This window comes from Moorena sp. SIO4E2 (genome assembly GCF_010671945.1).
Taxonomy (GTDB): domain Bacteria; phylum Cyanobacteriota; class Cyanobacteriia; order Cyanobacteriales; family Coleofasciculaceae; genus Moorena; species Moorena producens.
The window spans coordinates 1-26,114 of sequence record NZ_JAAHIE010000005.1; the positions used below are offsets into that span (position 1 = coordinate 1).

The following is a 26,114-nucleotide window of genomic DNA, read 5'->3' on the forward strand; positions in this document are numbered from 1 at the left end:
TGATATAATAAGGGTAACATTTTCAACAGATAGGTCTTATTGACAATGAAAGACCTATCTTTTTCTACCACAGATCGTTACACTCTTGACGTATCAATCGTTTCAATCGCTATCGTCGCCCCCCCAGCGCTCTTCCTATCCCAAATACTTTCGCTGCCTCTGTAATTTTTCCACCTTTTTCTATATAGTTTATTACTTTTTTTCTGAAATCTAGACTGTATGGCATTGCTGTCAGTTATTGAAAATATACCCTTTTCATTTTACCTCATCACCGTCTTATCCTTAATTGAAACAACTATACTTAAATAAAAATTGTTGAGTACTAATCTAATGAATATTATTTATCGCATGTACAGGGAAGCAGATCAGGCAGATTTGATTAGCTTGTGGTCAGAAGATAGTCAGTGGGGTAAAATTGATGCTCAAAAATGGAAAGATATCTTTTTAAGACCGTCATTAGAGCCAGCGCAAATTGTAGTAGCCGAAGATAGTAACATTAAACAAATTGTTGGTCAGTTTGCCTTCATCCCTTGGCGAACATTATTCAAAGGTCGTACAGTAATGGCCTTGCGACCTTTTGCACCCATTATCAAGAAGCAATACAGAGGCTCTTTACAGACTGTAATCGATATGTACAGGTATGGTGTACAACAGCTGCGATCTCAATACCAGTTACTGTACATGCTTCCCGATCCCCTTTGGGTTCCATTGTTTCGTAGAATACCTTCTGTGGTGTATAGCACTTTTCCTCTGTGGGGTATACCACTGCCCTTAAACCAACCTTTTACATTGCCTGAGGGTTATACTGCGAGTCTTATGGAAGAATGGGATGAACGAGTTGATCATCTTTGGACGCAAGCTTCTCAGTTACATGAGGTTATGGTAGTGCGTAACCGAACTGCCTTGATGTCGAAAAGTAAGATTTTCAACTCCAAAGTGACAGCCGTTGAGTACAAAGGTGAGTTAATCGGCTTGGGTATATCTGGATATAAGGGCGACCCCCAGTGGCTAATTTGCGATCTATTAACAGTAGATACCAGAGATTCATTGCGTGCCACTTTAATGGCTGTCTGTAACTTAGCTCATACCGAGTCTCTTGCACCAGATTTAGAAAAACCTCTCCGCAGAGCAGCAATGTTGATGACACCAAGTATTGAGCCGATAGCAAGTAGCTTGGGTTTCAGTGATGGGGATTATGAATTCCCTATGGTAGTACAGATTCTAGATTCCACTCTTACTAAAGAAGATGCTGCTCCAAAAAACTGGTATGTAAGTGCCAATGACTAGGTGTAGTGACAGGGCAAACGCATCTAAATTCTCAAAACAAAGATTTCAAAATTCATAAGCAAAAATACTTATCCTATGAATCTCCTATCCAGTAAGCATTCAGCTATCAGCCTATGCGCTACGCGCACGCTGCGCGAACAGCTATCAGCTAATGCGCTACGCGCACGCTGCGCGAACAGCTATCAGCTTATGGGCTACGCGCACGCTACGGGAACAGCTTTTGAATAAAACAGGTAAGTATTGGTTTAATCTGAGTTAGGCCACAGCGTCGAAGCCTGTGCCACGGCTGAGAGCTGAGAGCTGAGAGCTGAGAGCTGACAGCTTACATAATTACACTTTCCCTCGCAACTCTTCCAATTGCTCCCGCACTGATAACGGTTGATACCCCAAACTAAATGCTAATGAACTATCCAATGAAGTATCCGGAGATCTAGGAGCAGCCATCGGTACATCCTTTTGTTGACAGCGTCCCAAGTTATCTTGGGAAAATTCAAACACCTCAGCCATCAGGCAACCAAAGTCATAGCGGGAGATCCTTTCTTTTCCGCCCAGATTAACTAGACCTTGGACTTTCTCTAGAGCTAATAACAGTCCCTTCGCTGCTGTTGTGCCACTGACAGGGGTTCTAATTTCATCGGTAAATAAGCTCAACGGTCGCCCTTCTCTCAGGATTTTGAGAAAGGGTTGGATAAAGCTACTGGCAGTAGGGGGAGTGATGCCAAACATTAAGGGCATGCGGCAAATCGCGACTTTAGGATAATGCGATCGCATCCCTTCTTCTGCCATCACTTTTTGCTCACCGTAATAGCTGATAGGCGATACCGGATCAGTTTCCAGATAAGGAGGATTTAAACCATCGAAGACCAAGTCAGTAGAGGTAAACACGCAAGGGATATCATAATCTGCACTTAGTCGAGCAATATTGATAGAAGCTGTAACATTAATCGAGTATGATTCCTCTCGATGGGTCTGGCAAAAATTAGGTTTAGATTGAGCTGCGGTATGAATTACTCCTGCTGGTTGAATCTCAGCAAACAGATGCTTTATCTCCTGAAATTCTCTCAAGTCAGCCTTTACCAAGGTTATTCCCGGAATATCTATCGTTTGGGAAAAATACGTTCCATAAATATCCCATTGTTCTTTGGCGAGCTGACAAAGGTTCCATCCTAGAAAACCGCTAGCTCCTGTGACTAAGAGTTTTTTTCTCATCAAAATTTAGGGTTAGGTGCGTAGGGTGCGTTAGGGGCGGACTTGCCCTTATTTTTCGCCTCGTAGCCAGCGCTGGGATAGTCCGCCCCGTAACGCACCACAGAGTCAAACAGCTTTAATGATATGCACCCTTTCCAGTCAACCATCGACGGTTAGCGGTTAATAATAGCGTGTTCCTTAAATACCTCTAAAGGAATGTAATCAAGCGCTGCTTCATGGGTTGCTGACAAAATCACCGGTGGCGCAACTCCAGCATCCAGCGCCTCCTTCCAACGACTGATACACAAACACCATTGATCTCCGGGTTTAAGACCAGGAAAATTATATATAGGGGATGGTGTACTCAAATCATTGCCCCTTAACTGAGTAAAGGAGAGAAACTCTGCAGTCATTTCTGCACAAACGATATGTACACCAACGTCAGATGGTCCTGTATCACATTTTCCATTCCGAAAAAATCCCGTCATCGGAAATGTGCAGCACACTTTTAGTGTTCCGCCAAGGACGTTTTTGGCATCATTGTTCATGATAAATAGTAAACTTTATTTAAGCCAATAATGTTGGTATTTTGTTGTAAGCTATTAGCTATCAGTGGTCAGCATTCAGCTAATGCGCTACGCGCACGCGTGCGCGTTCAGCATTCAGCTATCAGTTATCAGCTTTTTAATAGTCGAAGCCTGTGCCACGCTACGGTAAATAATTTTTTTTTAGCTGAGAGCTGACTGCTGAGAGCTGACTGCTGAGAGCTGACTGCTGAATACTTACCAAAGACTATACTAAGATGCTAGAGACGAAGCTGCCATACACATCGATGGTGATGAAGGTTGAAGCTTTACATCTACGGTTTTGTAACCAGCTGTCATCAATAAATTAGTAACCACTAATTGCGCCCTTTGATTAGCTTGCTCTAGCACACCTTGCTGACAAGCAGTAGCCTGAATTTTCCGGAGGGTTTGCTGTTGAGCTAGCATCTGTAATTGAGGAGCAACATCAGGTCCGAGACCCAAAAATCCTCGGTTGTAGTCGTAAATCTGGGAACGGGTAACATCAATCTTGCTATCCAGTAATTGGGGCGCTGGTAACTGCACTTGGATCGAGTCATTGCTGACTTTGACATCATCGACGCTTAATTTCCCTAAATCAACCCCAGCTCGCACTTCCCCATAAGCAATATAGAGTAATGTCGTTGACGCTAAGCGATATTGTCCTAAGTTTCTATCTTGACGAGTTGGGACCACCGCCTCCATGCTAAACACAGCAGTGGTCAATTCACTAACATCACGAACTTTATTAACCACAACGTTTCTGACATCCACATCTGGTTCTGGCTGTGATAAGTTTAATTGTGATAAGTCGAATAGACCATTAACTTGTTCAAACAAGCGGGAGCTAGTGCGCCACATCACCACTCCTATAATTAGCGTCGTGATTATCATGCCCCCTGTGCTCATCAAAATCAAACCTCTAGGTATACTAGAGATAATGCTAAGTAACTGATGCTTTTGATGCTGACTTTTCATTTTTGTTTACCTTAAAATTTAATTATTAACAGTTATTTATTCCTAATTTATGCTATTGTTTAATAACAAGGAAATGCTATTTGGTGTCAAAAATCTATTTTCAAATTATCAAAGCGATATATAGCAATTTCTAGCCTAATGAGGTAGACAATTTTTTTTGCCCTATTCCCTATTCCCTATTCCCTATTCCCTATTCCCTATTCCCTATTCCCTATTCCCTATTCCCTATTCCCTATTAAAAACCGCTATACTTGCGCTTATCTACCTCAACCCAACGCCTGGTTTCATGAGACTCATGGGTTAAATCCATTAACATTTGGGAGTACACTCCTTCTTTAAGAGATAGTGTCGTGACGCTACCATTGTCAATGGCTTGCACCCAATAGTCAACCACCCGGATAAATGGGGCTAAACGACCATCGAGGTAGGTTTGAGGAAATGCTAGTCGCTGGGGAATTTCTACTTCCATCAAGGATTGACCTGCGGTAGCTGCCCACAGACGAAATCCATGAACGTAGTCTTTGAGATTGTTACTGCCTAAAACTAAGGTGCCGCGATCGCCATAAACCTCTACAAAGTGACCTCGCCCTTCATAGGTTACGGAACTAATACTGAGTTGACAAGGGGTACCATCTGCCAATTCCAGTAATAACAGACAGGTGTCATCAGCATCTACTGGCTTAAGTAAATTGCTAGCATTGGGGTCTGGTCGTGCTGGAATTGCAGTACTCACTTGAGCACACAACCGCTGCACTGGTCCAAATAGCCAATGAATATAATCAAAAACGTGAGAACCAATTGCGCCTAGTACTCCGCCACCCTTATCCTTTTGAGCATACCAGTTCCAGGGGCGTTCAGGATTGGCTCGGCTAGAGAATAAGCAGTCAATTTTAATCAGACGCTTTTTACCGACATAGTCTTTTTCGAGATATTCCGCTAATAGCTGCCATGAGGGGATGAAGCGGAATTCAAAATCAGGTATAGCGACAACACCCTTTTCTGTAGCGAGTTGGTAAAGCTCCTCGGTTTCGGTTGCCCTTAAAGTCATCGGTTTCTCTAGTAGCAGATGTTTCCCTGCTTCTAGAACCCTTTTGGCCATTTCGTAGTGCAGAAACGGGGGAGTACAGATGCTAACTGCTTCTACTTCCGGTAAAGCTAGGATATCTTCTAAGCGATCGCATCCATGGGGAATATCATATTGGTTTGCGATCGCATTTGCCTGATCCGGGTCTCGGTGATAGACAGCCACCACTTCCGTCCGGGAATGAGCTTTAAAGCCAGGGATGTGGATTTTTTGTCCAAATCCAGTTCCCACTACCGCTACACCAATTGTAGGTAGCTGTTCAGTTGCACCTGTTGCAGAAAACTCAGCCATTCTAGACTATCTCGTGACTTATATTATTAGTGCTTATCTTAAAAATCGCAGGGTAAATGGGTAACGGTAAACCCTACCATATTGAGCAGCGATTGAGGCCATAGTCACCAGCAGCGAATCAATGATTCCCAGGATACTAGCTAGACACCATAGCCAGAATTCTATCAGCTTAAACAGCTCCAACCAAGAGTTACGGTCAAAACCCTTTATTGCACCAATCAGGATGAAAAACGCCCAGGCAAAGGCCGTAAATATGGTCAGGATAATGGTAGCGTACAGGGTAATCGAGATTTGAAAATTAATAGATTCTTGACCGTGAACCTTGACAAAGCGGTATTTATTTCTCTTGTTTAACCAGATCATCAACGGGCCTGCCAGGTTAGCCAAAGGGATAGGTAGACCCATAATCAATAGGGGAATCCATAGCAGGGAGGATAGATGACACAGCATCCCCCAGATTCGAGCTTTCCTATCGTTCCGTGGCACTGTTACTTGATCCATAAAACTGACCCAAAACCGACATTACATCCCATGACTTTGCTCAAGAGTCTGGTTAAGCCATTATATTGTTTAACCGCCGTTGTTTTTCACTGCCTCAACCCAGGTAATTACCTCTTTAGCCAGGTGAGTACCGTCTAAGCGGTCAATTTCCCGGATGCCAGTAGGACTGGTGACATTAACTTCGGTGAGGTAGCCGCCGATAACGTCTATGCCAACAAAATATAAGCCATCTTGCTGCAGTTTTGGCAAGAGCCGGGCACAGATTTCTTCCTCTCGGGGAGTAATTTCCGTAGCCGCTACTCGACCACCCACAGCCATGTTACCCCGAAATTCCTTACCTGTGGGAATGCGATTTACTGCTCCAATCGGTTCACCATTCAAGAGGATAATCCGCTTATCTCCATCTTTCGCCGCAGGCAGATAAGCCTGAACCATCACTGGCTCACTACCCTGTTTAGTGCTAATTTCCACCAAGGAGTTAAAATTGCGATCGCTTGCCTGTAGAAATATAATCCCCTCACCAGCTTTGCCTCCTAGAGGTTTCAGTACTGCTGCCTCTTTTTCCTCAACGAATTGCCGAATCACCGATTTATCCTGACTGACAATGGTCTGTGGAATCACTTCCTGAAACTGGAGGGCATACATTTTTTCGTTAGCTGTCCTGATGCCAGTTGGTGCATTAATCACCAAGGTTTTATCTGGATTGATGTAATCCAAGATATAGGTGGCATAGAGGTAAGGTATGGTAACGGGCGGGTCTGTCCGCATCCAGACAGCATCCATCTCCTCTAGAGGTTTCAACAGAGCCTTACCAGTCTGGTACCACTGCTCACTGACGACCCAATGCCCGTCATCGAGTTTGGCTGGAGTTAGTTGCACAGGTTCTAGAAGCCCCCAAGCCTGACCCTGAATAACACTCAATTGTTGAGCCTGAGTGACCCAAACCTCATGACCTAATTCTTGTGCGGCTTCCATCAGTGCCACACTAGTATCGTGACCGGGATCAAGTTTCGGGAGAGGGTCTATGATAAACGCAAATTTCACGGTTGAATTCCCCTGTCAGCCAATTCCCCTATGCTACAGCAATACTATTTGATTGGGGAATATACTGGTCAAGATCTTGAACGGGGAACGGGTAACAGGGATATTGCCGATAACCATTAGCGATCCTACAGACTAGATGCTCAATCACCTAGTGGTTAGCTTGCCTTGAGGAGGTTGTCTAACTTACCCTGAAATTCCAGAGTGTGAAGCTCATCACAGCCACCGATATGCTGGTCATTAATAAAAATCTGTGGTAAAGAGCGTGCTCCATTTGCCCTTTGAGCCATCTTCTCCCGTGCCTGGTTATCACCATCAATAGAGTATTCAGTAAATTCAACTCCCTTCTTGTTTAGTAGACCTTTAGCACGGATACAGAAGGGGCAACTGCTCCAGGTGTAGATTTCAACGTTTGCGCTCATGCTTGGGGTTATAGTATTAAGTAATGTTTATTGAATTTTAACGTGGGGTTTAGCTTGGCGCACCAGGTCAGTAACCTAATCCCAAATCATAGACAGCCCAGCTCCTGATTACCTCAAGGCTGGGCTCTCTATTAGTTATAGGCGTTTGTTATATCTAGGGTCTTTATATAAGCTGACCCCATATTAAAAGGTTGGTCATTTATGTAGGGTCTTTATATAAGCTGACCCGATTTCCAACTCTCCCTTATTATTTCCGACAAATCTTGGTTTAGTAATTTTTATAATATTTTCTTTATATTTCAGTTTATTGTGATTTGTCAGGTTTGTTGAAGTTTTGTTGCATGGTGGTCAGCGAAACCCCTAAGGCTTGAGAAAACCACACTTCCAAATCACGCATTGGGTATAAAGACTTACTCATAGCCGGATCCCTTATGGGCTCTACAAGAATGGTGAACATTCCCAGTCGATTCCCAGCTAAGACATCAGTGAATAAGCGATCGCCTACCATGGCCACTTGGTCTACAGGTAGGTTCATCGCATCTACAGCTATTTTCAGCTTGCGTCGCGAAGGTTTGCCAGCTCCGTATATGTAAGGCAAATCTAGGGAGGAAGCAATACGGCTAATGCGATTTTCACTAAGGTTATTACTAACCAGCCACAGGGAAACCATTGCTCTAGTTTGCTCTACCCACCGTTCAATTTCTCCAGAAACACGGGATTTCGTCACTGGTATTAAAGTCTGGTCAACATCCAATACTAGACCTGAGAGCTGATATTGCTGGAGAATATCTGGTGTCAGGTCTAAGATGGAGCCACCAAGGATTAAGTCAGGTTGTAACTTTGAGACCCAAGACATATGTAGTTAACTGATCAATTTAAGGTTGGTAACTCTGTTGATTTTTGATGCTTACCCGTCAATTGTCAATACACTAAGCCCGCTCAGCCTGATGATGGCAGCGGGCAACGGTTAAGTGATTCAGTTCTATGGAACCAATATTAGAAAGGTTCTTTGATCACTGGTTGTTGTAGTTTATTGCTTTGCTCGCCGTTCTCTACGGATAGCATTTTTAGCGGCTTCGTGTTCTGTTAGGGTTTTGCTAAAAACATGAGTGCCATCGTAACGAGCCACGAAAAACAGGTATTCGGTGTCTTCGGGATCAAGGGTTGCTTTCAAACTCCCTATGCCAGGACTGGCAATCGGGGTCGGGGGTAATCCTGGGTTGAGATAGGTATTGTAAGGGGAGGGTTGCCGCACTTGCTTGTAGGTCAGGGGCTGATCAGCAGTTTGTCGAATCCCCAATCCATATTCAACCGTGGGATCGGTTTCTAATCTCATCCCTCGCCGCAACCGTTCAGTAAAGACACCAGCAATGCGATCGCGTTCTTCAGCAACTACTGCTTCCTTCTCGACAATGCTGCCTAATGTTACCCAATCATTGATACTAAGCTGGGTTTTGTACTGACCTTTTTCGTATACTGGTAAGGCTACCTGCTCAAATCGATTAAGCATTTGTTGGATGACTGCTTGTGGCGAGATGCCATCACTGGGTAACTTATAGGTATCTGGGTATAAATAACCTTCTAGATGAGGGAGGTCACTGGGTAACCAAGGGTACTTATCCCAGGGGATTTTGCTACTAGCAGCGATAAAGTCATAAGCCGGGAAAAATCCTAGGGATTCAAAATAATCCGCCATTTGTTGAATCGACCACCCTTCCGGTATGGTGAAAGACAGCTGCATCACCTTCCCTTTCCAAATGGTTTCGGCGATTTTTGGCAGGGGTTGAGTTGGTGATAGTTCGTAAGTTCCAGCTTTAAACTCACCATCTCGGTCTAGCAGCTGACGCCAATGAGTCCAGAGTTTCCAAGCATCGGCTGAGCGAATTAAACCAGAAGCTTCAAGATCTCTGCCTATTTGCTGACCTGGGGTTCCTGGGGGAATCTCAATTTTTATGAGGGTTGGAGCTACATCTTCGGAAGATTGTGCTTTAACAGGTGGGGATACCACCCAACTCCACCACTCCCAGCCCTGCCATGCACAAAGACCAAGGGTCGTTGGCAACAGAACGAAATAAAAAAACCTATTGGAGATGCTTTTGAGAGTTTTCATACTCTTATACACCAAAACACTAGTTTCCCCTGAATCGTTTAAGGGGTCAACCCGAGTTCTTGTCTCCTAATCAAGATCATCGAATAGCAGTTCTTCGAGCAATGGCTGAACTTGTTTAATTTCCTCTGTAGACAGTAACTCGGGTTGACCAGATTGGTTGGAGCGAGCAAAAAACAGGAGTGGTTCTACAGGCGTATAAATGCCATACTCTTGTTCTTTGTAATAAAAGCTCGCTAGCTCCTGTAGTTCCTCTGCTTCCATCGGAACATTATCGTCTTCAATTTCCAGGGTGAGAATGTCATCTTCGTCCACTGGTGGCAACTCACCAGCAACAGTTAAGGTAAAAGCGGTGCGCTTGAGCTGAAGATTTTGCTCAGCCAGAACAGCTTGGGCGTCAGGGAAGATCAAGTCAAGCTCAGCTTCATCTTCAACTAGAGAGGCATCAGCTAAGTCTTCATCATCATCCCAAGCAACAATTTCTATGGGTGAGTCCACAGGTAACAGCAGAAGGTATTCACAACCCTCCAGCTCTAGGGAATGCTCAATGTAACATTCGAGAGTTTTACCGTTAGCGTCCTTCAGCGTAATGTCCCCTTTTGGAGATTCCCCATTTTCTTGGGGGGATTGAGATGAAAACATGGCACTTAATGTGTCTATTAGTGGTCAAGTGGTCGTGGAAAGAAATCCAACCTCCCTTTTGACAGTACGCTTTGACAGTACGCGACAGTACGCTTTGACAGTAAGCGACAGTACGCTCAAGTGTAGACTGCTTCCCATCAGGATAGCACCAAAACCAAGTACGATAGTTCCAGCAGTTGTCTTTGAATGGGTTAGTCTATACTATTTATACAATGATGGGCTTTCTGTGAGCATAAGCATTAGTTGACTATGGTATGGCTAAAAATTGCACATTCTTCAATCATAGCGTTCGCGTAGCGTGACCTACGGTCAATCAGTTGCAAAAAAGTGTTGTTAGCAACCTATAAGTATAACTAATCAGTGGGACTTAACATGAGCAGAAGAATGTGTTGCTCTAGGAAATCAGCTCAGCCAAAAGGTTTTAGTGCCATGGGTTGCGATGCTCTTTCCGAGCCGCTACGCGAGCATAATTAGCACTAAGCTGTTCAGAATTTAGATTGGGAGACCTAAATTACTCGAAGGGAACTTCGGATAGCGGGGATCTGGGAACAGGTAATAACCAACTTTAAATGCACATCAGCTTAGCAACCCCCTATCTTATAGCAGGATTACTCAATTTTGTAACCAATTATACTTAATTTACACGTAAACGGCTAGAGCTGTGAGCCTGAGCAAGTATGAATTAGTAATTATAAACTATAAAGGATGAAAATATAAGGGTGTTATTCTTAACAATACTCAGCACTATTTTCAAGTTAATTAACAGAACTAACGACCCATAATTCGCTGCCGTCCAATTCTCAAGTACTCCCAAACTGGAAATTGATAAAATTCCATCACCAACCAGACAACGATTGCCAGATGGCATAAAAACGTTAACCCTACCCAAGCAGCTGGAAGCCAAGATACAGGACTATCTGGGGCAGGGGGAAACATATAAACGGCTGCCCCAATTAAGGTCGTTGGACAAACTACAAATGCCAAGGCTAAGAACCAATTCACCCATCCCCATTCAACCCCCTCTAGATGGGCCCCTGTCCACTTTTTGCCATTCCAGTGCCAGGTCATTGGGGGCTGCCGATCGGTTATTTTGAGTATTTGCCTTTCGAGATCAGCAGTGAAAATGTGGCGGCACTCGTGACAGGCAAAAGCTTCCATTAACGATAAATTTTGAATCTGACCCACACGACAGACTGGGCAGGGGTAGACTCCCTGATAGTTCAAAGCCTTATACTTCACAGGTTGGGATGATTGTTTTGAACTGTACATTTGTAGTCAGTCTAATCCTTGATTTTATCTCTTGGCAATCACCCAAACGGCATGGATAATACCTGGAATGTACCCCAATAGGGTTAAAAGAATATTTATCCAAAAGGGCCAGCCAATACCCACTTGCAAAAATACTCCCAGTGGTGGCAGGAAAATAGCACATAAAATCCGAATTAAATCCATTATGGTATACCTTTGGTGTTTGTTAGGACAAGGCTGATTGCCTTAAGCACTGCGTTTGCGTACTCACTTCCATTGTGCCAAATTCTTCTAGTTTTAGAGCCGGGTTACCGGACCTATAATCCCTGTTCTGTGTTCGGTTAGGGCAGAGTCCCTAGTAAACAGTTTAATCCTGATATTGATTAGCAGTCACCCATACGGCATGGAGTATGGCAGGCACTACACCATATTTGGGAAAACCAAGTTGAGTGCCTACAATGAAACCCAATACCATTAACAGAATATTAAGCCAAAATGACTTGCCAAAACTCACTTGCAAGAACACACCAAGTGGTGGCAGGAAAATGGCACAGATGATCCGGATGAAATACATTATTGTTGTACCTCGATTACTGCTCTTAGTTAATTCCCTGGTAATTTCCTCTTAATCCGGAATTTCCTAGCTAAGATGCCAGCAATGGAGATTAGTTCCCCCTTTGTAATGGTTATGACACCTATGAATGACTGCCAGTTCCTAGCTCTGTCCCTAAGGTCAGGGAAAAACATGCTGCTAGGCCACAAGCCTTTAAAACCAGGCAGTTCGTAGTCAGTAATAGGTAATCCCTAATTGGGATTTGTGATTACTCAAGGGACTATTACCTATTAGCTATACCTATTACCCATGACCAAAAAAACTTCAAAAAACCTTTTCGCCCTTAGGAGCAGTTATTTACAATGTCTTATCAACAAGAGAAACAGGTTGCGATTGAGGCAGCCTTAGCCGCTGCCAAAATTTGTGAGCAAGTCCGGAGTGAACGGGTGACTCAAGCTATGGAAAAAAGTGACAAAAGCCCTGTCACTGTTGCCGATTATGGGTCTCAGGCAGTGATTTGCCGCTTACTTGCCCAAGGCTTTCCTAATGATCCAGTAGTGGGTGAAGAAGATGCTGCTGATTTGGTGGAACCAACCATGGCGAATCAGTTGGCACAGGTAACCAGTTATGTGCAATCTGTAACTAATGATGCTACTCCTGAGGCAGTGGTTAGTTGGATTAATCTAGGCAATGGAGAGATTGGACCTCGCTACTGGACCTTAGACCCGATTGATGGCACCAAAGGGTTTCTGCGTAATGATCAATATGCTGTTGCCTTGGCTTTGGTAGAACAAGGTGAAGTGAAAGTAGGAGTGCTAGCTTGCCCAGCTTTACCCGTCAACCTAGCACAACCAGATGGTGAACGGGGTGTGCTATTTGTGGCAGTACGGGGTCAGGGAGCAACCATGGTACCGATTAGTGGTGGGGAACCCGAATCGATTCAAGTCACTGATGCTGACAATACAGCAGAACTCCGGTTCGTCGAAAGCGTGGAGTCTGGTCATGGTGACCATTCTCGGCAAGATTTGGTAGCTAAGGCGGTGGGAATTACTGCAGATTCCCTGCGGATGGATTCTCAGGCTAAGTATGGTGCGGTTGCCTCTGGTCAAGCAGCCCTTTACCTACGTTTACCGTCATCGAAGTATCCCAACTACCGTGAGAAAATTTGGGACCATGCTGCAGGCACCATTGTTGTGGAGGAAGCTGGTGGGCTTGTTACAGATATGCATGGCAAGCCCCTGAACTTTTCGATCGGTTCTAAGCTAGTTGAAAATCAGGGTGTGGTTGTCAGCAATGGTGTGATTCATGAGACGGTGTTGGCAGCACTGCGGGATACAGCTAACTAGAAACAGCTAAAGCACAGGGCAGATCAGAACCTAGGGCAACGATCCGGCAAGGGAATAGTATTTCTCTTGCCCAAGCATCCCCGCGCGTTTACGCGCGGGGAGTTTCATTCACACTTATCGCTTTATTAAGGGATTAACCATTGGGCAACACTTGGTGGGAAATACCCAATCCAATATCCCCAGTTTAATGATTGGCTGACTGGAGCAGGGATCATCTCTCCTCGAAAATCCAGCAGCTGGACAATAATTAAGTAAGCGATCGCTAGCAATATCGATATAGCTCCAGTTAGAATAGCAACTATTTTTCCGCGTTCCATAAGTCTTCTATCAAATCACAGCACGGTTGTGGGGTTCCTAAATATGGTTAAAGGAATAGAGGTTGGAATGTCAGATCCTGTCCGGTTCTTTCAGTAGTGTTTATAGTTAAAGGTGTTTTTGGGTCAGAGTAATGGTGCATTGGTAATGGCTCGTTGAGTGATCATAATCACCAATTACTCAAGCTTAACAATACCAATGCTGCCGGAGATGATGTCACAGAGCTTTCTATTCCCAAAATCTCATCCTAATATGGACGTGCATCAGAAGGAGGCTCTATGAAACGGTCACGTTTGAAATTCTCCCGCTACTATCCTTTATTGCGCCAGCAATTGCGGCAGCGTACCAGACGACAAATCCTACTAGCGTCTAGTGTGGGATTGAGCCTACTGCTGATCTCGATCAGCATCTTAGTGTTGATTGATCCCAAGAACCCGCTAGGATTAACCAGTTGGGTAGTGTTGCTCCCCCAGCAAATCATGGGGCGCAGAAATCCCAAGGACACTACAGTACTAAAACTAGCATCTCAATCCCCCGAGGAGCGGGTGGCACAACTCGAAGCGATCGCAATTGGACCAAAATCCCTCAATCGTGGTCGTGCTCGTTACCTATTGGCCGTTGATGCTATAGCTGGGCAGCAGGGAAGGGAGGCACTGCGTTGGTTAGATAAATTAGAGTGGGAATATCCAGTATTAGCAGGACATATTGTGCTCAAACGAGCACAGGCTTACCAATTCACTGGGGACAAAGCTCAAGCCCAACAAGCTTGGCAGGAGTTGCTCCAACGCTATGGTAATCAGCCAGTGGCAGCTGAAGCCTTGTATGCCTTCTTGTCAGATGATTCACCCTACCGCAAACCAGAAAAGGAATCTATTGCTCCGAAATATGCCAGCACCATCTGGAGTTTTGAGCAGCCCTGGTTGGCAAAAATACAGCAGATGTATGACTTTTCTGCGGAAGAGCCGAAATACTGGGAACGAGCACTGAAAAACTATCCTTCTCATCCTCGCATCATTGAATTAATCCAGCAAAAGCTTAAGGATCAGCCCAATCAACCTGAACTGATGCTGTTATTAGCCAGGTATACCTTTGACCAACCAGGGGTTACCCTAGTGCTAGATCAACTAGTTAGTAATTACGGAAAATCTGTCGATGATAAAAATCGTGCTATAATCCAGCCGAAAGATTGGGAAGCGATCGCATTAGCCTATTGGAAAGACCGCAAATATGCTCAAGCCAGTGCTGCTTATGGCAATGCTAAACCATTACCTAAGCATAGCTACTTAGGGGCTAGAGCACTTCAGTATGCTCAAAAGCCCAGAGCAGCTAAACTGGCTTATAAAAAGATGGTCGAGGAATTTCCCGATGCCAAGGAAACTGCCTTGGCTTATCTCCAACTAGCTGAACTAGAACCACCCATTGACAAGATCCCGTATTTAGACCAAGTTATCGATCGCTTTCCCGACCGAGCTGCTGAGGCACTTTTGGCCAAAGCCAAAACTCTAGAGCAACTCAAAAGTCCCAACGCTGCTGAGCAAGCCTATCAATTGTTAATCGACAACTATAGCAATTCTGATGCAGCAGCGGACTATCGCTGGCAGATGGCTCAAGAGGCGGCACAAAACGGAGACATCCTGACAGCTTGGCATAACGTTCAGCCGATCCTTAAGGATAATCCCCACAGTCTGATCGCCCGTCGGGCAGGGTTTTGGTCGGGAAAATGGGCAACTCAGCTAGGACGGAAGCAGGAAGCCGAAGCAGCGTTTAAGCAGGTAATTACCAATCATATTCAATCATACTATGCTTGGCGCTCAGCGGTACAGTTGGGTTGGGATGTGGGAGACTTTACCACACTGCGCCAGTCATCCCTTACGTTAAACTGGCCAACGGTGCGACCCGAGTTACCTGTGGGCTCAGCAGCTTTGAAGGAATTGTATCAGCTTGGTCAAGACCAGGATGCTTGGAGCCTATGGCAAGGGGAATTTCAAACTCGCCTCAAGCCGACTGTGCCACAACAGTTTACTGATGGCTTGTTCAGGCTGGCGATGGGAGAATACCTCAAAGGAATTTCCGAGGTAGAGACTCTCGAAGACCGAGAAACCTCCCAAGAACAGGAGCAGTACCAGAAAATCAGGAAAAAACCGGCTTACTGGCAAGCCCTCTATCCCTTTCCCTATCTAGAGATAATCGAAACCGAGTCAAAACAGCGTAACATTAATCCTCTACTGGTTATATCCTTAATTCGTCAAGAGTCCCGATTTGAGGCAAACATTACATCAGTTGCTGGTGCCATGGGCTTAATGCAAATGTTGCCCAGTACTGCAGCTTGGGTAGGGAAATCCATCAATTTTAACGACTATAAACTCGATAATCCCAACGATAATATTAAACTAGGAACCTGGTTTCTTGCCCATAGCCATCGCGTGTATAAGGATAACTCCGCATTCGCCATTGCTAGTTACAATGCTGGTCAAGGTAATGTAGGGAAATGGCTAAAGGAAAATGAACCCATTGATTTAGATGAATTTGTGGAAACTATACCCTTTAGTGAAACCAGAAACTATGTCAAGCAAGTTTTGGGTAATTACTGGAATTACTTACGCTTATACAATCCTGAGGTTGGTCAGCAGTTAGTAGACTTTTTCGCTCAAGAGTAATCCAGCAAGACTGACCGTAAACATTCAGCCAGACCTTACCCGATCAGCTATCAGGAATTTTATTAAGAATAGACACAAACACCCCCAAAATAGGGAATAAATAAATATAGATTATATCCCTCATTTCTGAGCAACAGGATGGAGCAATCTACTCTCACTTTCCCCCCCCAACTCACCACCTCTGAAGCAATCCCAGTGGTTCAGACCTCCCAACTGCGCAAAGTCTACCGCACTGGCTTCTGGCTCAATCAAAAAATTGAATCCCTGAAAAATTGCTCCCTAACGGTCTATCAGGGAGAAACCTTTGGATTACTCGGTCCAAATGGAGCCGGGAAAACTACCCTCTTAAAAACCTTACTAGGAATTGTCCGTCCTACTGGCGGAGAAGGATGGTTACTGGGAAATCCCCTTGGTAATGTAAAGGTCAAGCAGCGCATTGGTTACTTACCAGAAAACCCCTACTTCTATGACTATCTCACTGGCTGGGAATTTTTGCACTTTACGGCTGGACTATTTGAAATTCCCCATGAGGTAAAACGTAAACGCATTCCTCGGCTGTTAGAACTAGTAGGATTGTCCCAATCAGCAGCACGCAAGAAACAACTACGTCAGTATTCTAAAGGGATGCTCCAGCGCATCGGTATGGCCCAGGCACTGATTAATAACCCAGAAGTAGTATTTCTCGATGAACCCATGTCCGGTCTTGACCCCATGGGACGCTACCAAATCCGGGAAATTATTATGTCTCTGAAAGCTCAAGGCAAGACTATTTTCTTCAACAGCCATGTGTTGTCAGATGTGGAGAAAATATGCGATCGCATCGCTATTCTCGCTAATGGGGAATTAATTTGTATGGGAGCGTTAGATGAACTTTTGGGTACCGATAACACCTACCGAGTTAAAGGCAAAGGTGGGAATATAGAGATTATCAAACGGTGGTTGATGGAATTGGAATTTGAGGATGATTGCTGGTACGGTCAATTGCGAGGGGAACCCCAAGAGTTTATGGCTTCCCTCCGGCTGATGGATGCCCAATTGATGAATATGACTTTAAATCGTCCTTCTTTGGAAGAGTTTTTTATGAAGCAGTTGAATAATCCGGGTTTGAGGGAGTAGGGAGTCGGGAGTCGGGAGCGGTGCGACCCGTGGCGAATTTAATTCGCCTACGGAAAGCGCACCGAGGGAGTCGGGAGTCGGGATCCAGCAGAATCCCTGAGACGGGCACTCTGATATAATCGTTTAATGTTCGATAATACCTGCAAGTTCCTCGCTGAAAGCTTTTCGGAAGATTTTGCCTCCTGGTTACTTGGTGAACCCATCACCATGACCCAACTCAGTCCATCTGAACTGTCCCTTGAACCCATTCGAGCGGATGCTTTGATTTTGCTGAATTCTGATGATTTTGTCCTTCACGTCGAGTTTCAGACTAAACCTGACTCAACTATGGCCTTCAGAATGGCAGATTACCGCCTAAGAGTTTTCCGCCGTTTTCCCAATAAGCAGATGCGCCAAGTGGTCATTTACTTAACCCGTTCAACTTCTGCACTCGTTTATCAGACAGCGTTTGAGATTCCTGGTACTCGTCACGAATTTGAGGTGATTCGGCTATGGGAACAACCAACTCAGCCGTTTCTGGAATCGACGGGGTTATTGCCCTTGGCTGTGCTGACACAAACCCCCGACGCTGCTCAAACCTTGCGTCAGGTGGCTGCAAGAGTTGAGGCGATTCCAGAAATGAGGATACAGACCAATGTGGCTGCGTCCGCTGGGATTCTAGCAGGGCTATTATTAAAGAGGAACTTCATTAACCAGGTTTTACGCAGAGATATCATGGAGCAGTCTGTAATTTATCAAGACATTAAGGATGAAGGCCGTTACGAAGGGGAACAATCTCTTATACTCCGCCAACTCTTGCGTCGCATTGGCGAAGTGTCCCCAGAAATACGAGCGCAGGTTCAAGCCTTATCCCTCCCTCAGCTTGAAGCTTTGGGGGAAGCGTTGTTGGACTTTACGAAACCTGACGATTTGGATGAATGGATGCGTTCACTATCTGTTGCTGATAGCAAATCGAACTCGTAGGTAATGCTTTCGGTGGGATAAGCCCTAGAGGCATAGCTACGTTTAGCGCACGACTTCTCAACCAAGATTAACGAGAGTGCGATCGCTTTTAGCGGAAGCGAAGCGTGACTCGCGTAGCGTGGCCTACGGCCAATCGCACTTCCCAAGCAACCGTAGTAAATCTGCCTACAAGTGATCGCACTTGTGTGCCAAGAGTTTTTGGAGTGCGATTAGTCTTCGGTGATCGCCAATTTTGGTACATTCTCGCAGAGATTGCGATCGCTCTTGTCAACATTGGGGTTATTCTCAAGATAGTCACGCACCCTATCACAACTCTTGGATAGGAGTTCATCCAATCCTCCAAACTGCCACAACTTTGCAGTACCATTCTGGTCAAGGGTAGCTATTAAGCTACCATCAGCACTTTGACTTATACTGGTTAATTTGTTTTTTTGCTGCCCTTTGAAAGCAGTCAATAATTTTCCTGATATATCCCATACATGGATATAATCGCTGTCCGAAATAGCTGCTAATAAGTTACCCTGAGTATTAAGAACAATACTATTCTTATTGAATCTGGGGTTCTCAGCACCCTTAAACCGAACTAATTCCTTCCCAGAATACAATTCATTACCAGGCTTCAATTCCTTTAAGACGATAGTGGGTTTATCTACATTTTCGTCATCTAGTAAATCCACCACCAACAGCCTGCCATCCGAGCTAAAAGCGATACGAAGAGGTAATTTGAAGGGCAAGGTTTTCCAGTTTTTTTTGTTCAAATCCAACAGATGGATTATACCATCATCATTTTCTATAACAGCCAGACGCTTGCTATCAGGGCTAAAAATAAGCTGGCTAATTGGTTTTTTGAATTTTCGGGGTGGATACAATTCCTTTCCATTTAGATCTAATAGGCTAATCGTATTATCTTTGTCTACAGCAGCCAATTGCTTACGATCAGGGCTAAAAATGATTTGACTTATGCCTTGAATATCTGCAAATTGCTCCCACTTATTATTATTAGCATTCAAATCTAACAAATGGACACTCCCATCTTCTTTTACAGCAGCTAGTTGCTTGCTATCGGGGCTGATGCTGAGACTTTTAAACTTCCCCTCAATTGGGATTAACTCTTCCACTTGCTTGTTCTCTGTTTCCCACAAGCGAATAGTATTGTCATCACCTATACTAGCAATTTTTCTGCCATTCGAGCTAGAAATAACCTCACCAATACTACCTTGATGCCCTTTCATTTCAAATTGTAAAGAATGAGACCCAGATAAATCATGAACACTAATAATACCATTATTCTGTTGACCGATAATCAGACGACTATTGGCATCAAAACTGATGCTTGCAGCTCTGCTTAGGGGTTTAAAACTCTCCCACGATTCATGATCTAAACTAACAACATAGGCAATGCTGTTATCAGTGCCATAGGCGGCTGCCAAGTATGTACCATCAGGGCTAAAAACGAGGTTCCCAAAGAGTTGACTCTCACACGAATAACACCCATAAAAATCTTTAAACTCTGCTAACTGACTGCCAGACACAAAGTCTGACAAGCGGAGGGTATAGTCAGATTCGTTAGCTACAGCTACAACTAGCTGGTTCTTGGAGTTAAAGCTAATACTACTGAAATTGTCTTGATCCTTTTTTAATAGCTTCGGTTCATTTCCCGTTAAGTCCCACAGGTAGATAGTGCTTGTTCGGTCTTTATAGGCTACAAGCTTCTTGCCATCAGGACTGAAAATGATCTCACCGCTCACCTCACCGCTCACTTCGCAATCTTTAGACTGTGAGATAGAAGCTATAAGCTTTGGTGGCTCTTCCTGTTTTTCTTCCAAGTTCCACAGGCGAACAGTACATTGCTTGTCAATGGTTGCTAATAAGCGACCATCCTTATTAATATCAAGATTGACTTCACCTTTATGTCCTGAAAATACTTGGGCTAGTGGTTGTCCCATCAACTCTTGTAAGCGGACAATACCATCATATCCTGCTGTAGCAATCAGTAACTCACCATCCTTAAAAAACATCTTCTTAAAGTTTTGAGGCACTTCTATGCGGTTACGTTCTTTCGCTAAATAGAATACCTTTTGCAAAGTTCGTAACAATTGATGTTGAAGCTCACTTTCTGGCTCCATTAAAAACGGTAGCTCACTTTCTGGCTTGAATAGGGATAAGTATCCAGGCCAATCTTTAAGAACTTTCCCTGCCCGTAAACTGTTAAGCAACGCATCCAACTCTTGGTTTGGTAAGGTCGATTCTGCAGATTTTATATTAGTTCTGACTTGACCTATCAGTACCTCTCTCTGTCCAATCAAAGAAAAGACCAAACCCGTACCTAACCCTAGCATAACTGCGATCGCAACACCCCAATTCCGACGAGTATTAAAGCTTTTTCGCCCAATACTGCGCCGCACAAACTCAGCTTCTACTTGGTTAAGCCAGTTATCATCGGATAAATATACCTTTTTCAACAAATCAAGACGAGGGTTAGCATTCCAAAGAAACCTTGCCTGTTGCTGGCTTTCCCACTCCTGGGCTGCGGGAGTCAACCGCCGTTGTAGAAGTAAATTTTCCTCATTCTCAAGCTTCCACTCCAGCAACCTTTGCCAACCCCGCACCAAAGCATCATGGGCAGGTTCCACATAGGGATTCCCCTCAGCATCTTCTCCAATAACCAGTAACCGTGCATTGCTAAAGCGCTCAATTACTTCCTTCACTAAACCATTTTTCGGTGGTGGATATTCTAGTTCCGATAACGGTACCCGCCTACGGGCTAACTCACCCCCACCTAGTGCCACCATCCGCAGCATCACATCACGGATTACTTGGTCATAAGCGGGATTTTCTTGAACTAGCAAATGATACTCTTTATCAGCCCTTTGAGTTAGCGATCGCATTACTCCCCCCAATTCCATATAATCGGCTTGAGTCAACGCTCGGTCAATAGTAATACCGCTGTATTGTGCCTGCCGTTGCCGCCTTAAATACTTGAGATACAGTTCACTTAAGGCAAAAGACAGCAGGGGCAATGCTCCGGGCATATCCGCCACTTCATCAATCAATTGTTCTACTAATTCGTGGGGTTGAACATACATTACCCGTGCTTGAGCCGGTTTTTCTATCGCTTCCCTTAGTTCCCCTCGTGTCATCGCCGGTACAATAAATCGTCCACTTTGCCAAAGATTTATCAGTACCTTAGTTCCCAATTGATTTAGTACTTCCGGTGCCAACTTTAAGCCAGCATCCCTGACTTGGGGTTCAAAATCAGAACGTAGGGTTAATACTACCCGTAATTTATCCCGATGGGCATTGATGGCTGTGAGTATCTGTTGGAAAAACTCCTTACGCTCATCTAAGTTTTGACAGAGTGTAATAATTTCTTCGCTTTGGTCAATAAACAGTAATAACTTAGAGTTGGGGTTATTTTTCGCCCAAACATCAATGCTCATTGCCAGGTTATGCTGGGGGTTTTGTGGCTCTACCCCTGGTAACTTAGCATCAGTCAGCACATTATTTAATGCTTCCAAGGGAGTCTCACCAGGACGGATGGTTGGCAAAATACACCATTTCTCGGTATTATCTTGCCGTAGTTTGGGAATTAATCCGGCCTTGACCAAGCTAGATTTACCCGAACCAGAAGCACCCAACACCACTGTCAGGGGATTAGCTTTGACAAAATAGTCTAACTTTTCTATTAGTAATGTTCTACCGAAAAACAGTGAACTATGTTTCTCGTCAAAGGAGTTTAAACCCTGATAGGGATTTTGTGACTCATCCAATGGTGGTGCTGGCGGTAAGTTAAGTTCATGTCCCGGAGAAAGAAAGATATATTCTCCCTTATCGTGCTTATTTAAACACCAAATACCAGGGGTTTGTCGTAGACGGTATTTTTCTGTGGGAATTTCTACTCGATCCCGTAAATGTAAATATAATTCTGTGGCTGTAATTACCCCATCTCCAGCTGGTTTACCATTCGTAGCAGGAGGATAGATATCTGCTTCCCCTTCGAGGGCTTCTAATAATGCCGCCGCAAAAGGGGAATGATTGCCGACTTGACTGCGTTCGCTATCTAAATTAAAGTTATCTAAAGCCTTTTGGTCAGAAGCTGAAGAAGTAATAATTTGCCAGGCTGGGTCACTAATAAAACGGTCGTATCGTTCTTGGTGAATTACTTCTGGCGATGTGAGTAAATCCCTAGTATTCGACCATTTAAAAGCACCAGCAAAACAGCAGTCGAGGATACCCAAAAAATGACGACAGGGTAATTGACTTAAAGCATCGTGTAACTTCGTCATGGGCAGATAACTATTAGTATCCCCCAGTTTGGCATCTTGAGGAATTAAGTAACCAGCCGGGCCATCATCCCCATTGAGAGCGACTCCATGACCAGCAAAGTAAAATAATAAGCGGTCATTTTCAGTGACTTGTTCGGGTAAGGTATGGGATAAAAATTTGTTAAACTTAGACAGAGTTGCCACTTCGTCTAGGCATTCCCAGACTTCGTAATCATGCTTCTCGCGGAGAATTTCTGCTAGTTGTTTAGCATCGTTGACGGCGGTGTTCAGGGTGGAAATGCCGTTTGTATAGTTATTAATACCGATGATAAATGCGAGGTTGCGGGAGAACATATAGCAGTTGGCTATTTTATTAAGTTAAGTGTCAAATTATGTTTTTTTTTATGAAATAGGAATAACCCCTTATTAAGGGGCAGATATGTTTCAAAATTCGTAAGCATTTAGCTAAGAGGTTGTCTGAGAAGTCTCATTTGCTACATCCAAGCCCCCGTTGGTCCCCCAATTTTGGGGGACTTTTAGAAGCAAATTGACTCTTGTTCCCCCCAAAGTTGGGGGGCTAGGGGGGCAAAATTCAGTATCAAAAAACTTTGGCTTATGGCTTATGGCCACACTACTGTTCGCGTAGCGAATGGCTGACGGCTGACGGCTGACGGCTGACTGCTGAATGCTTACGGTAAATTTACCTCCTTCTCCGCTCAAGTCTCGGTTATTGTGTGAGATGACTTATTCAGGTTTTGAGGGATATGAGCCGTATGCTCACAAGACCTATCAGCCGTTAACTAAGGAAAAAGAACAGTCGAAAAACTTGGTTTGCCGGATGTAAGTAATACTCCTTGAATCATAACCTGCTCGGAGGTGGGCGTGAATGCGATACCATTCAGGTACTATATAGCTACGGCGCTTTGCATAACTATCAGCTACACAGGATTGTTTTCCCTATTCCCTATTCCCTATTCCCTATTCCCTATTCCCTATTCCCTATTCCCTATTCCCTATTCCCTATTCCCTATTCCCTATTCCCTATTCCCTGCTCACGGAAAGTGCTTAAGAGCCAATTTACGAGGGAACCTGTAAGTCGAAAGTCCCGTGTTTTTAAACCGGGTATGAATACTCATAGCGGTTTTACCCGCTGTGAGAAAAATATTTTTAGAGAATCCGGAATCTTACTTTAGGCGTTGTAGTAGAAGGTATAGGACAGTTAAGGTCTAAACTGATGATTATCTTAGAGTTCAAGGCAAAAGGAAAGAAACATCAATACTCTGGGATCATAGCAATTCTTATAGCTATGAGGTGCAAAGCGATCCCCCTAAATCCCCCTTAAAAAGGGGGACTTTGAGGTTAAAAAGCGTACCTCATAACTCCAATAAACACTATAGTTATAGCAATTCTCAGGAGGAGTGAGCGATATTGATTATGCTTTTAGCTGAAGTTACCCCAACCCGAAAACCCTGTGTCAAAAGACCAGGGAGTGTCAATTATATCGAACTCAGGTAAGTTGAGTTTGTGGAACAATTTTTGATCAATTTTTATCTAAAACTCAAACAATGTATCATACCACCATGTCCAACAACAATATAAAGAGAATTTTAACTTTTGGTATAGCTGTTGCGTCTTCTGTGATTGCTTTTGCCAGTACTACTAACGTTGCCCAAGGACAAACAAATTATCGCCTCAAAACCATGTTTACGGGCAGTGATAAATGTTTAGATATCATTAATGATGCTAAAGACAATCAAATTATTATGGCTAACTGTGGTAATTATTCAGGGCAATATTGGCAAATAGAAGCAACAAACAGGTCTGGATATTATCGCCTCAAAACCCTATTTACGGGCAGTGATAAATGTTTAGATATCATTAATGATTCTAAAGACAATAAACCGATTATGGCTAACTGTGGTAATTATTCAGGACAATATTGGCAAATAGAAGCAACAAACAGGTCTGGATATTATCGCCTCAAAACCATGTTTACGGGCAGTGATAAATGTTTAGATATCATTAATGATTCCCAAGACAATAAACCGATTATGGCTAACTGTGGTAATTATTCAGGACAATATTGGCAAATCCCTAATTTTAAATAACTGCTTGAACTAGAAATTCCCCTCTCGGGCAGAGCTGTTTCATTGTCGGGTAGAGCTGTTGACTAAAATGGTGATCGCTGTGATGTCAAATGCCAGCGGTCACTCGATTACATGGATAAATCGGTAATTTTCCTTGTCAGAAGCCACAAAAGTAAAGATTAACGAGACAATCACTCACCTTCCAGTTACTGCCATCCCGGTAACGGCGCTAGGGCGAGCATAAGACCTGTTTGTAACAAACAAAATTACTTAATTCATTTTCTGCTAGTTATTACATATTTGATCAATTCCTTCCTTTATAATATAAATAGCTAAGAGAAGAGCAAGTCCTTGTTTTACATTTTTAGCCGCAAACCTAAACATAGGATTGGATGCTAAATATGATAAAATAAAGGCAGCTAGAGCTTCTACAGTATTGTACTGTTGAATCTCTTTTATTAGTTTATAGTTACAAAAAATTTCTTTAAAATTATAAAAAATAGAATCTGGTTCATCACAATCTACATCATCTAAATGACTAAGTCCTGATTCTAAATCACCATTACAACTTTCGATTTCATCAAATAATTCATCAGATGAATCAGCATATAATTCTAAAGATAAATGTTTAGCTTCATAAATATCGTCGATATCAATTTGAATCATAGCCACAGTTAATAAAAACAATATACTAATTATAATGCTTTATACCTCAGCAATGTAAATCTAGTGCCCTGTACTCGCTAGTTCGCCGAATACTATTAATACTCCACCCAAATAACGATATATAGAACGTTTAACCCTCAACCATGCTTAGAGCTGATTTGTAAACTCGCTGTAATCCTTGTAGGATAAGGCTTGCGCTAAACTAGAACAATTGAACTATTTAATACCCAAAAGACAATCATAGCAAGGCTTTCAAGCTTCTTAATATTTACTTTACACATTAGCTCTTAGGGTCACTCCATGAAGTTCTCCTGACAGTCAAGAAGAAATCATTTTTCTGAACTCCTCAAAAAGATGCAGAAAACTATCTGGTTCCGATTAGACCCAGACACAAGTCAACTTAGTCCCTGGTAGTGCATTCCAATAATAAGAACTAGATCGAATGATAGGCGTAATTCCTCGGAATTTAAAATATCGATAATTACCCTTGTCAGAAGCCACAAAAGTAAAGATTAACGAGACAATCACTCACCTTCCAGTTACTGCCATCCCGATAACGGCGCTAGAGCGAACATAAGACCTGTTTGTTGCAAACAAAATTACTGAATTCATTTCTTGTCATTTTTTCTGTTAGTTGAAAAAGATCACACAAAGTCTTCTTAATACCGTTAATATAGCTTAAGGGAAGTAGACCAGTTTTTTGTTTTTAATTATGTTAATTTGTTGACTTATAAGTTAAATCTGTAGTTAATGTGTTTGTAGCTATGTATTTATGTGGTAATAAATAATTTGCC

Annotated in this window: 25 protein-coding genes and 1 pseudogene; 8 read left to right on the plus strand and 18 right to left on the minus strand. The window is 43.5% G+C overall.

Going from position 1 to position 26,114, the window contains the following annotated elements:
* Positions 1-127 precede the first annotated feature (127 nt).
* Positions 128-226, minus strand: a pseudogene (locus F6K37_RS01340) (IS630 transposase-related protein); the annotation flags it as partial.
* 104 nt (positions 227-330) lie between these two features.
* Between F6K37_RS01340 and F6K37_RS01345 the strand changes: the two are divergent.
* Both F6K37_RS01345 and F6K37_RS01350 read left to right on the plus strand, forming a co-directional pair.
* Positions 331-1,287, plus strand: coding sequence for a hypothetical protein (locus tag F6K37_RS01345; RefSeq protein WP_287247672.1), 957 nt, complete (start codon positions 331-333; stop codon positions 1,285-1,287).
* A 75-nt stretch (positions 1,288-1,362) separates the two neighbouring features.
* Positions 1,363-1,515 (plus strand): hypothetical protein, encoded by a 153-nt coding sequence (locus F6K37_RS01350; RefSeq protein ID WP_287247673.1) that lies wholly within the window; start codon positions 1,363-1,365, stop codon positions 1,513-1,515.
* Positions 1,516-1,617: 102 nt separating this feature from the next.
* Here F6K37_RS01350 and F6K37_RS01355 read toward each other — a convergent pair whose 3' ends face one another.
* From F6K37_RS01355 to F6K37_RS45300, 13 genes are all read right to left on the minus strand, one after another.
* Complete coding sequence (locus tag F6K37_RS01355) at positions 1,618-2,496, minus strand: SDR family oxidoreductase (RefSeq protein WP_287247675.1); 879 nt, start codon at positions 2,494-2,496, stop codon at positions 1,618-1,620.
* A gap of 152 nt (positions 2,497-2,648) precedes the next feature.
* Positions 2,649-3,023 carry a DUF2237 family protein gene (locus tag F6K37_RS01360; protein WP_008187373.1) on the minus strand — a complete coding sequence of 125 codons (375 nt, stop codon included), beginning with the start codon at positions 3,021-3,023 and terminating at the stop codon, positions 2,649-2,651.
* A 249-nt stretch (positions 3,024-3,272) separates the two neighbouring features.
* Positions 3,273-4,016, minus strand: a complete 744-nt coding sequence (locus F6K37_RS01365; protein ID WP_008187372.1) for a DUF4230 domain-containing protein — start codon at positions 4,014-4,016, stop codon at positions 3,273-3,275.
* A gap of 235 nt (positions 4,017-4,251) precedes the next feature.
* Positions 4,252-5,391 carry a Gfo/Idh/MocA family protein gene (locus F6K37_RS01370; protein ID WP_287247682.1) on the minus strand — a complete coding sequence of 380 codons (1,140 nt, stop codon included), beginning with the start codon at positions 5,389-5,391 and terminating at the stop codon, positions 4,252-4,254.
* 33 nt (positions 5,392-5,424) lie between these two features.
* The gene (locus F6K37_RS01375; RefSeq protein ID WP_008187370.1) at positions 5,425-5,892 is read right to left on the minus strand and encodes a DUF4870 domain-containing protein; all 468 of its coding nucleotides are present in this window, start codon (positions 5,890-5,892) and stop codon (positions 5,425-5,427) included.
* A 69-nt stretch (positions 5,893-5,961) separates the two neighbouring features.
* Positions 5,962-6,936, minus strand: coding sequence for a glutathione synthase (gene gshB / locus F6K37_RS01380; protein WP_008187351.1), 975 nt, complete (start codon positions 6,934-6,936; stop codon positions 5,962-5,964).
* A gap of 155 nt (positions 6,937-7,091) precedes the next feature.
* The gene (grxC, locus tag F6K37_RS01385; protein WP_287247685.1) at positions 7,092-7,355 is read right to left on the minus strand and encodes a glutaredoxin 3; all 264 of its coding nucleotides are present in this window, start codon (positions 7,353-7,355) and stop codon (positions 7,092-7,094) included.
* Between the two features lie 304 nt (positions 7,356-7,659).
* Positions 7,660-8,211: a YqeG family HAD IIIA-type phosphatase gene (locus F6K37_RS01390; protein WP_287247687.1), complete on the minus strand. Its 552-nt coding sequence runs from the start codon at positions 8,209-8,211 to the stop codon at positions 7,660-7,662.
* Positions 8,212-8,385: 174 nt separating this feature from the next.
* Complete coding sequence (gene mltG / locus F6K37_RS01395; protein ID WP_287247689.1) at positions 8,386-9,465, minus strand: endolytic transglycosylase MltG; 1,080 nt, start codon at positions 9,463-9,465, stop codon at positions 8,386-8,388.
* Between the two features lie 66 nt (positions 9,466-9,531).
* The gene (locus F6K37_RS01400) at positions 9,532-10,104 is read right to left on the minus strand and encodes a DUF3727 domain-containing protein (protein ID WP_008187340.1); all 573 of its coding nucleotides are present in this window, start codon (positions 10,102-10,104) and stop codon (positions 9,532-9,534) included.
* Positions 10,105-10,872: 768 nt separating this feature from the next.
* The gene (locus tag F6K37_RS01405) at positions 10,873-11,373 is read right to left on the minus strand and encodes a hypothetical protein (RefSeq protein ID WP_008187339.1); all 501 of its coding nucleotides are present in this window, start codon (positions 11,371-11,373) and stop codon (positions 10,873-10,875) included.
* 24 nt (positions 11,374-11,397) lie between these two features.
* Positions 11,398-11,556: a YqaE/Pmp3 family membrane protein gene (locus F6K37_RS01410; protein ID WP_008187338.1), complete on the minus strand. Its 159-nt coding sequence runs from the start codon at positions 11,554-11,556 to the stop codon at positions 11,398-11,400.
* A gap of 163 nt (positions 11,557-11,719) precedes the next feature.
* The gene (locus F6K37_RS45300) at positions 11,720-11,926 is read right to left on the minus strand and encodes a YqaE/Pmp3 family membrane protein (protein WP_008187337.1); all 207 of its coding nucleotides are present in this window, start codon (positions 11,924-11,926) and stop codon (positions 11,720-11,722) included.
* A gap of 341 nt (positions 11,927-12,267) precedes the next feature.
* On the opposite strand from F6K37_RS45300, the gene F6K37_RS01420 reads away from it, so the two are divergent.
* The gene (locus tag F6K37_RS01420; RefSeq protein WP_008187336.1) at positions 12,268-13,251 is read left to right on the plus strand and encodes a 3'(2'),5'-bisphosphate nucleotidase; all 984 of its coding nucleotides are present in this window, start codon (positions 12,268-12,270) and stop codon (positions 13,249-13,251) included.
* A 125-nt stretch (positions 13,252-13,376) separates the two neighbouring features.
* On the opposite strand, the gene F6K37_RS01425 is transcribed toward F6K37_RS01420, so the two are convergent.
* Positions 13,377-13,568, minus strand: coding sequence for a hypothetical protein (locus F6K37_RS01425; RefSeq protein WP_287247694.1), 192 nt, complete (start codon positions 13,566-13,568; stop codon positions 13,377-13,379).
* Between the two features lie 276 nt (positions 13,569-13,844).
* On the opposite strand from F6K37_RS01425, the gene F6K37_RS01430 reads away from it, so the two are divergent.
* The 3 genes from F6K37_RS01430 (at position 13,845) to F6K37_RS01440 (ending at position 18,302) form a co-directional block, all read left to right on the plus strand.
* On the plus strand, positions 13,845-16,223 hold the full coding sequence (locus tag F6K37_RS01430; protein ID WP_008187327.1) for a lytic transglycosylase domain-containing protein: 2,379 nt from the start codon (positions 13,845-13,847) through the stop codon (positions 16,221-16,223).
* Between the two features lie 138 nt (positions 16,224-16,361).
* Positions 16,362-17,339: an ABC transporter ATP-binding protein gene (locus tag F6K37_RS01435; protein WP_287247696.1), complete on the plus strand. Its 978-nt coding sequence runs from the start codon at positions 16,362-16,364 to the stop codon at positions 17,337-17,339.
* Between the two features lie 126 nt (positions 17,340-17,465).
* Complete coding sequence (locus F6K37_RS01440) at positions 17,466-18,302, plus strand: Rpn family recombination-promoting nuclease/putative transposase (RefSeq protein ID WP_008187325.1); 837 nt, start codon at positions 17,466-17,468, stop codon at positions 18,300-18,302.
* Positions 18,303-18,511: 209 nt separating this feature from the next.
* Here the strand turns inward: F6K37_RS01440 and F6K37_RS01445 are convergent, their stop codons facing one another.
* Positions 18,512-22,921 carry an nSTAND1 domain-containing NTPase gene (locus F6K37_RS01445; protein WP_287247698.1) on the minus strand — a complete coding sequence of 1,470 codons (4,410 nt, stop codon included), beginning with the start codon at positions 22,919-22,921 and terminating at the stop codon, positions 18,512-18,514.
* A 111-nt stretch (positions 22,922-23,032) separates the two neighbouring features.
* Entirely contained in the window at positions 23,033-23,287 is a 255-nt protein-coding gene (locus F6K37_RS01450; RefSeq protein ID WP_287247700.1) for a hypothetical protein, read from the minus strand.
* Positions 23,288-23,449: 162 nt separating this feature from the next.
* On the opposite strand from F6K37_RS01450, the gene F6K37_RS01455 reads away from it, so the two are divergent.
* Both F6K37_RS01455 and F6K37_RS01460 read left to right on the plus strand, forming a co-directional pair.
* Positions 23,450-23,662, plus strand: coding sequence for a hypothetical protein (locus tag F6K37_RS01455; RefSeq protein WP_287247702.1), 213 nt, complete (start codon positions 23,450-23,452; stop codon positions 23,660-23,662).
* Positions 23,663-24,147: 485 nt separating this feature from the next.
* Positions 24,148-24,675: an RICIN domain-containing protein gene (locus F6K37_RS01460; protein ID WP_287247704.1), complete on the plus strand. Its 528-nt coding sequence runs from the start codon at positions 24,148-24,150 to the stop codon at positions 24,673-24,675.
* A gap of 264 nt (positions 24,676-24,939) precedes the next feature.
* Here the strand turns inward: F6K37_RS01460 and F6K37_RS01465 are convergent, their stop codons facing one another.
* Positions 24,940-25,326, minus strand: coding sequence for a hypothetical protein (locus F6K37_RS01465; protein WP_287247706.1), 387 nt, complete (start codon positions 25,324-25,326; stop codon positions 24,940-24,942).
* Positions 25,327-26,114: the final 788 nt, after the last annotated feature.

Excerpts from the sequence above, each read along its gene's own strand:
- F6K37_RS01345 (WP_287247672.1), top strand. The coding sequence starts at position 331 with ATGAATATTATTTATCGCATGTACAGGGAAGCAGATCAGGCAGATTTG.
- F6K37_RS01460 (WP_287247704.1), top strand. The coding sequence starts at position 24,148 with ATGTCCAACAACAATATAAAGAGAATTTTAACTTTTGGTATAGCTGTT.
- F6K37_RS01355 (WP_287247675.1), bottom strand. The coding sequence starts at position 2,496 with ATGAGAAAAAAACTCTTAGTCACAGGAGCTAGCGGTTTTCTAGGATGG.
- F6K37_RS01420 (WP_008187336.1), top strand. The coding sequence starts at position 12,268 with ATGTCTTATCAACAAGAGAAACAGGTTGCGATTGAGGCAGCCTTAGCC.
- F6K37_RS01370 (WP_287247682.1), bottom strand. The coding sequence starts at position 5,391 with ATGGCTGAGTTTTCTGCAACAGGTGCAACTGAACAGCTACCTACAATT.
- F6K37_RS01445 (WP_287247698.1), bottom strand. The coding sequence starts at position 22,921 with ATGTTCTCCCGCAACCTCGCATTTATCATCGGTATTAATAACTATACA.
- F6K37_RS01365 (WP_008187372.1), bottom strand. The coding sequence starts at position 4,016 with ATGAAAAGTCAGCATCAAAAGCATCAGTTACTTAGCATTATCTCTAGT.
- F6K37_RS01405 (WP_008187339.1), bottom strand. The coding sequence starts at position 11,373 with ATGTACAGTTCAAAACAATCATCCCAACCTGTGAAGTATAAGGCTTTG.
- F6K37_RS01435 (WP_287247696.1), top strand. The coding sequence starts at position 16,362 with ATGGAGCAATCTACTCTCACTTTCCCCCCCCAACTCACCACCTCTGAA.
- grxC (WP_287247685.1), bottom strand. The coding sequence starts at position 7,355 with ATGAGCGCAAACGTTGAAATCTACACCTGGAGCAGTTGCCCCTTCTGT.
- F6K37_RS01360 (WP_008187373.1), bottom strand. The coding sequence starts at position 3,023 with ATGAACAATGATGCCAAAAACGTCCTTGGCGGAACACTAAAAGTGTGC.
- F6K37_RS45300 (WP_008187337.1), bottom strand. The coding sequence starts at position 11,926 with ATGTATTTCATCCGGATCATCTGTGCCATTTTCCTGCCACCACTTGGT.
- F6K37_RS01375 (WP_008187370.1), bottom strand. The coding sequence starts at position 5,892 with ATGGATCAAGTAACAGTGCCACGGAACGATAGGAAAGCTCGAATCTGG.
- F6K37_RS01425 (WP_287247694.1), bottom strand. The coding sequence starts at position 13,568 with ATGGAACGCGGAAAAATAGTTGCTATTCTAACTGGAGCTATATCGATA.
- F6K37_RS01390 (WP_287247687.1), bottom strand. The coding sequence starts at position 8,211 with ATGTCTTGGGTCTCAAAGTTACAACCTGACTTAATCCTTGGTGGCTCC.
- F6K37_RS01430 (WP_008187327.1), top strand. The coding sequence starts at position 13,845 with ATGAAACGGTCACGTTTGAAATTCTCCCGCTACTATCCTTTATTGCGC.
- F6K37_RS01440 (WP_008187325.1), top strand. The coding sequence starts at position 17,466 with ATGTTCGATAATACCTGCAAGTTCCTCGCTGAAAGCTTTTCGGAAGAT.
- F6K37_RS01400 (WP_008187340.1), bottom strand. The coding sequence starts at position 10,104 with ATGTTTTCATCTCAATCCCCCCAAGAAAATGGGGAATCTCCAAAAGGG.
- F6K37_RS01410 (WP_008187338.1), bottom strand. The coding sequence starts at position 11,556 with ATGGATTTAATTCGGATTTTATGTGCTATTTTCCTGCCACCACTGGGA.
- mltG (WP_287247689.1), bottom strand. The coding sequence starts at position 9,465 with ATGAAAACTCTCAAAAGCATCTCCAATAGGTTTTTTTATTTCGTTCTG.
- F6K37_RS01350 (WP_287247673.1), top strand. The coding sequence starts at position 1,363 with ATGAATCTCCTATCCAGTAAGCATTCAGCTATCAGCCTATGCGCTACG.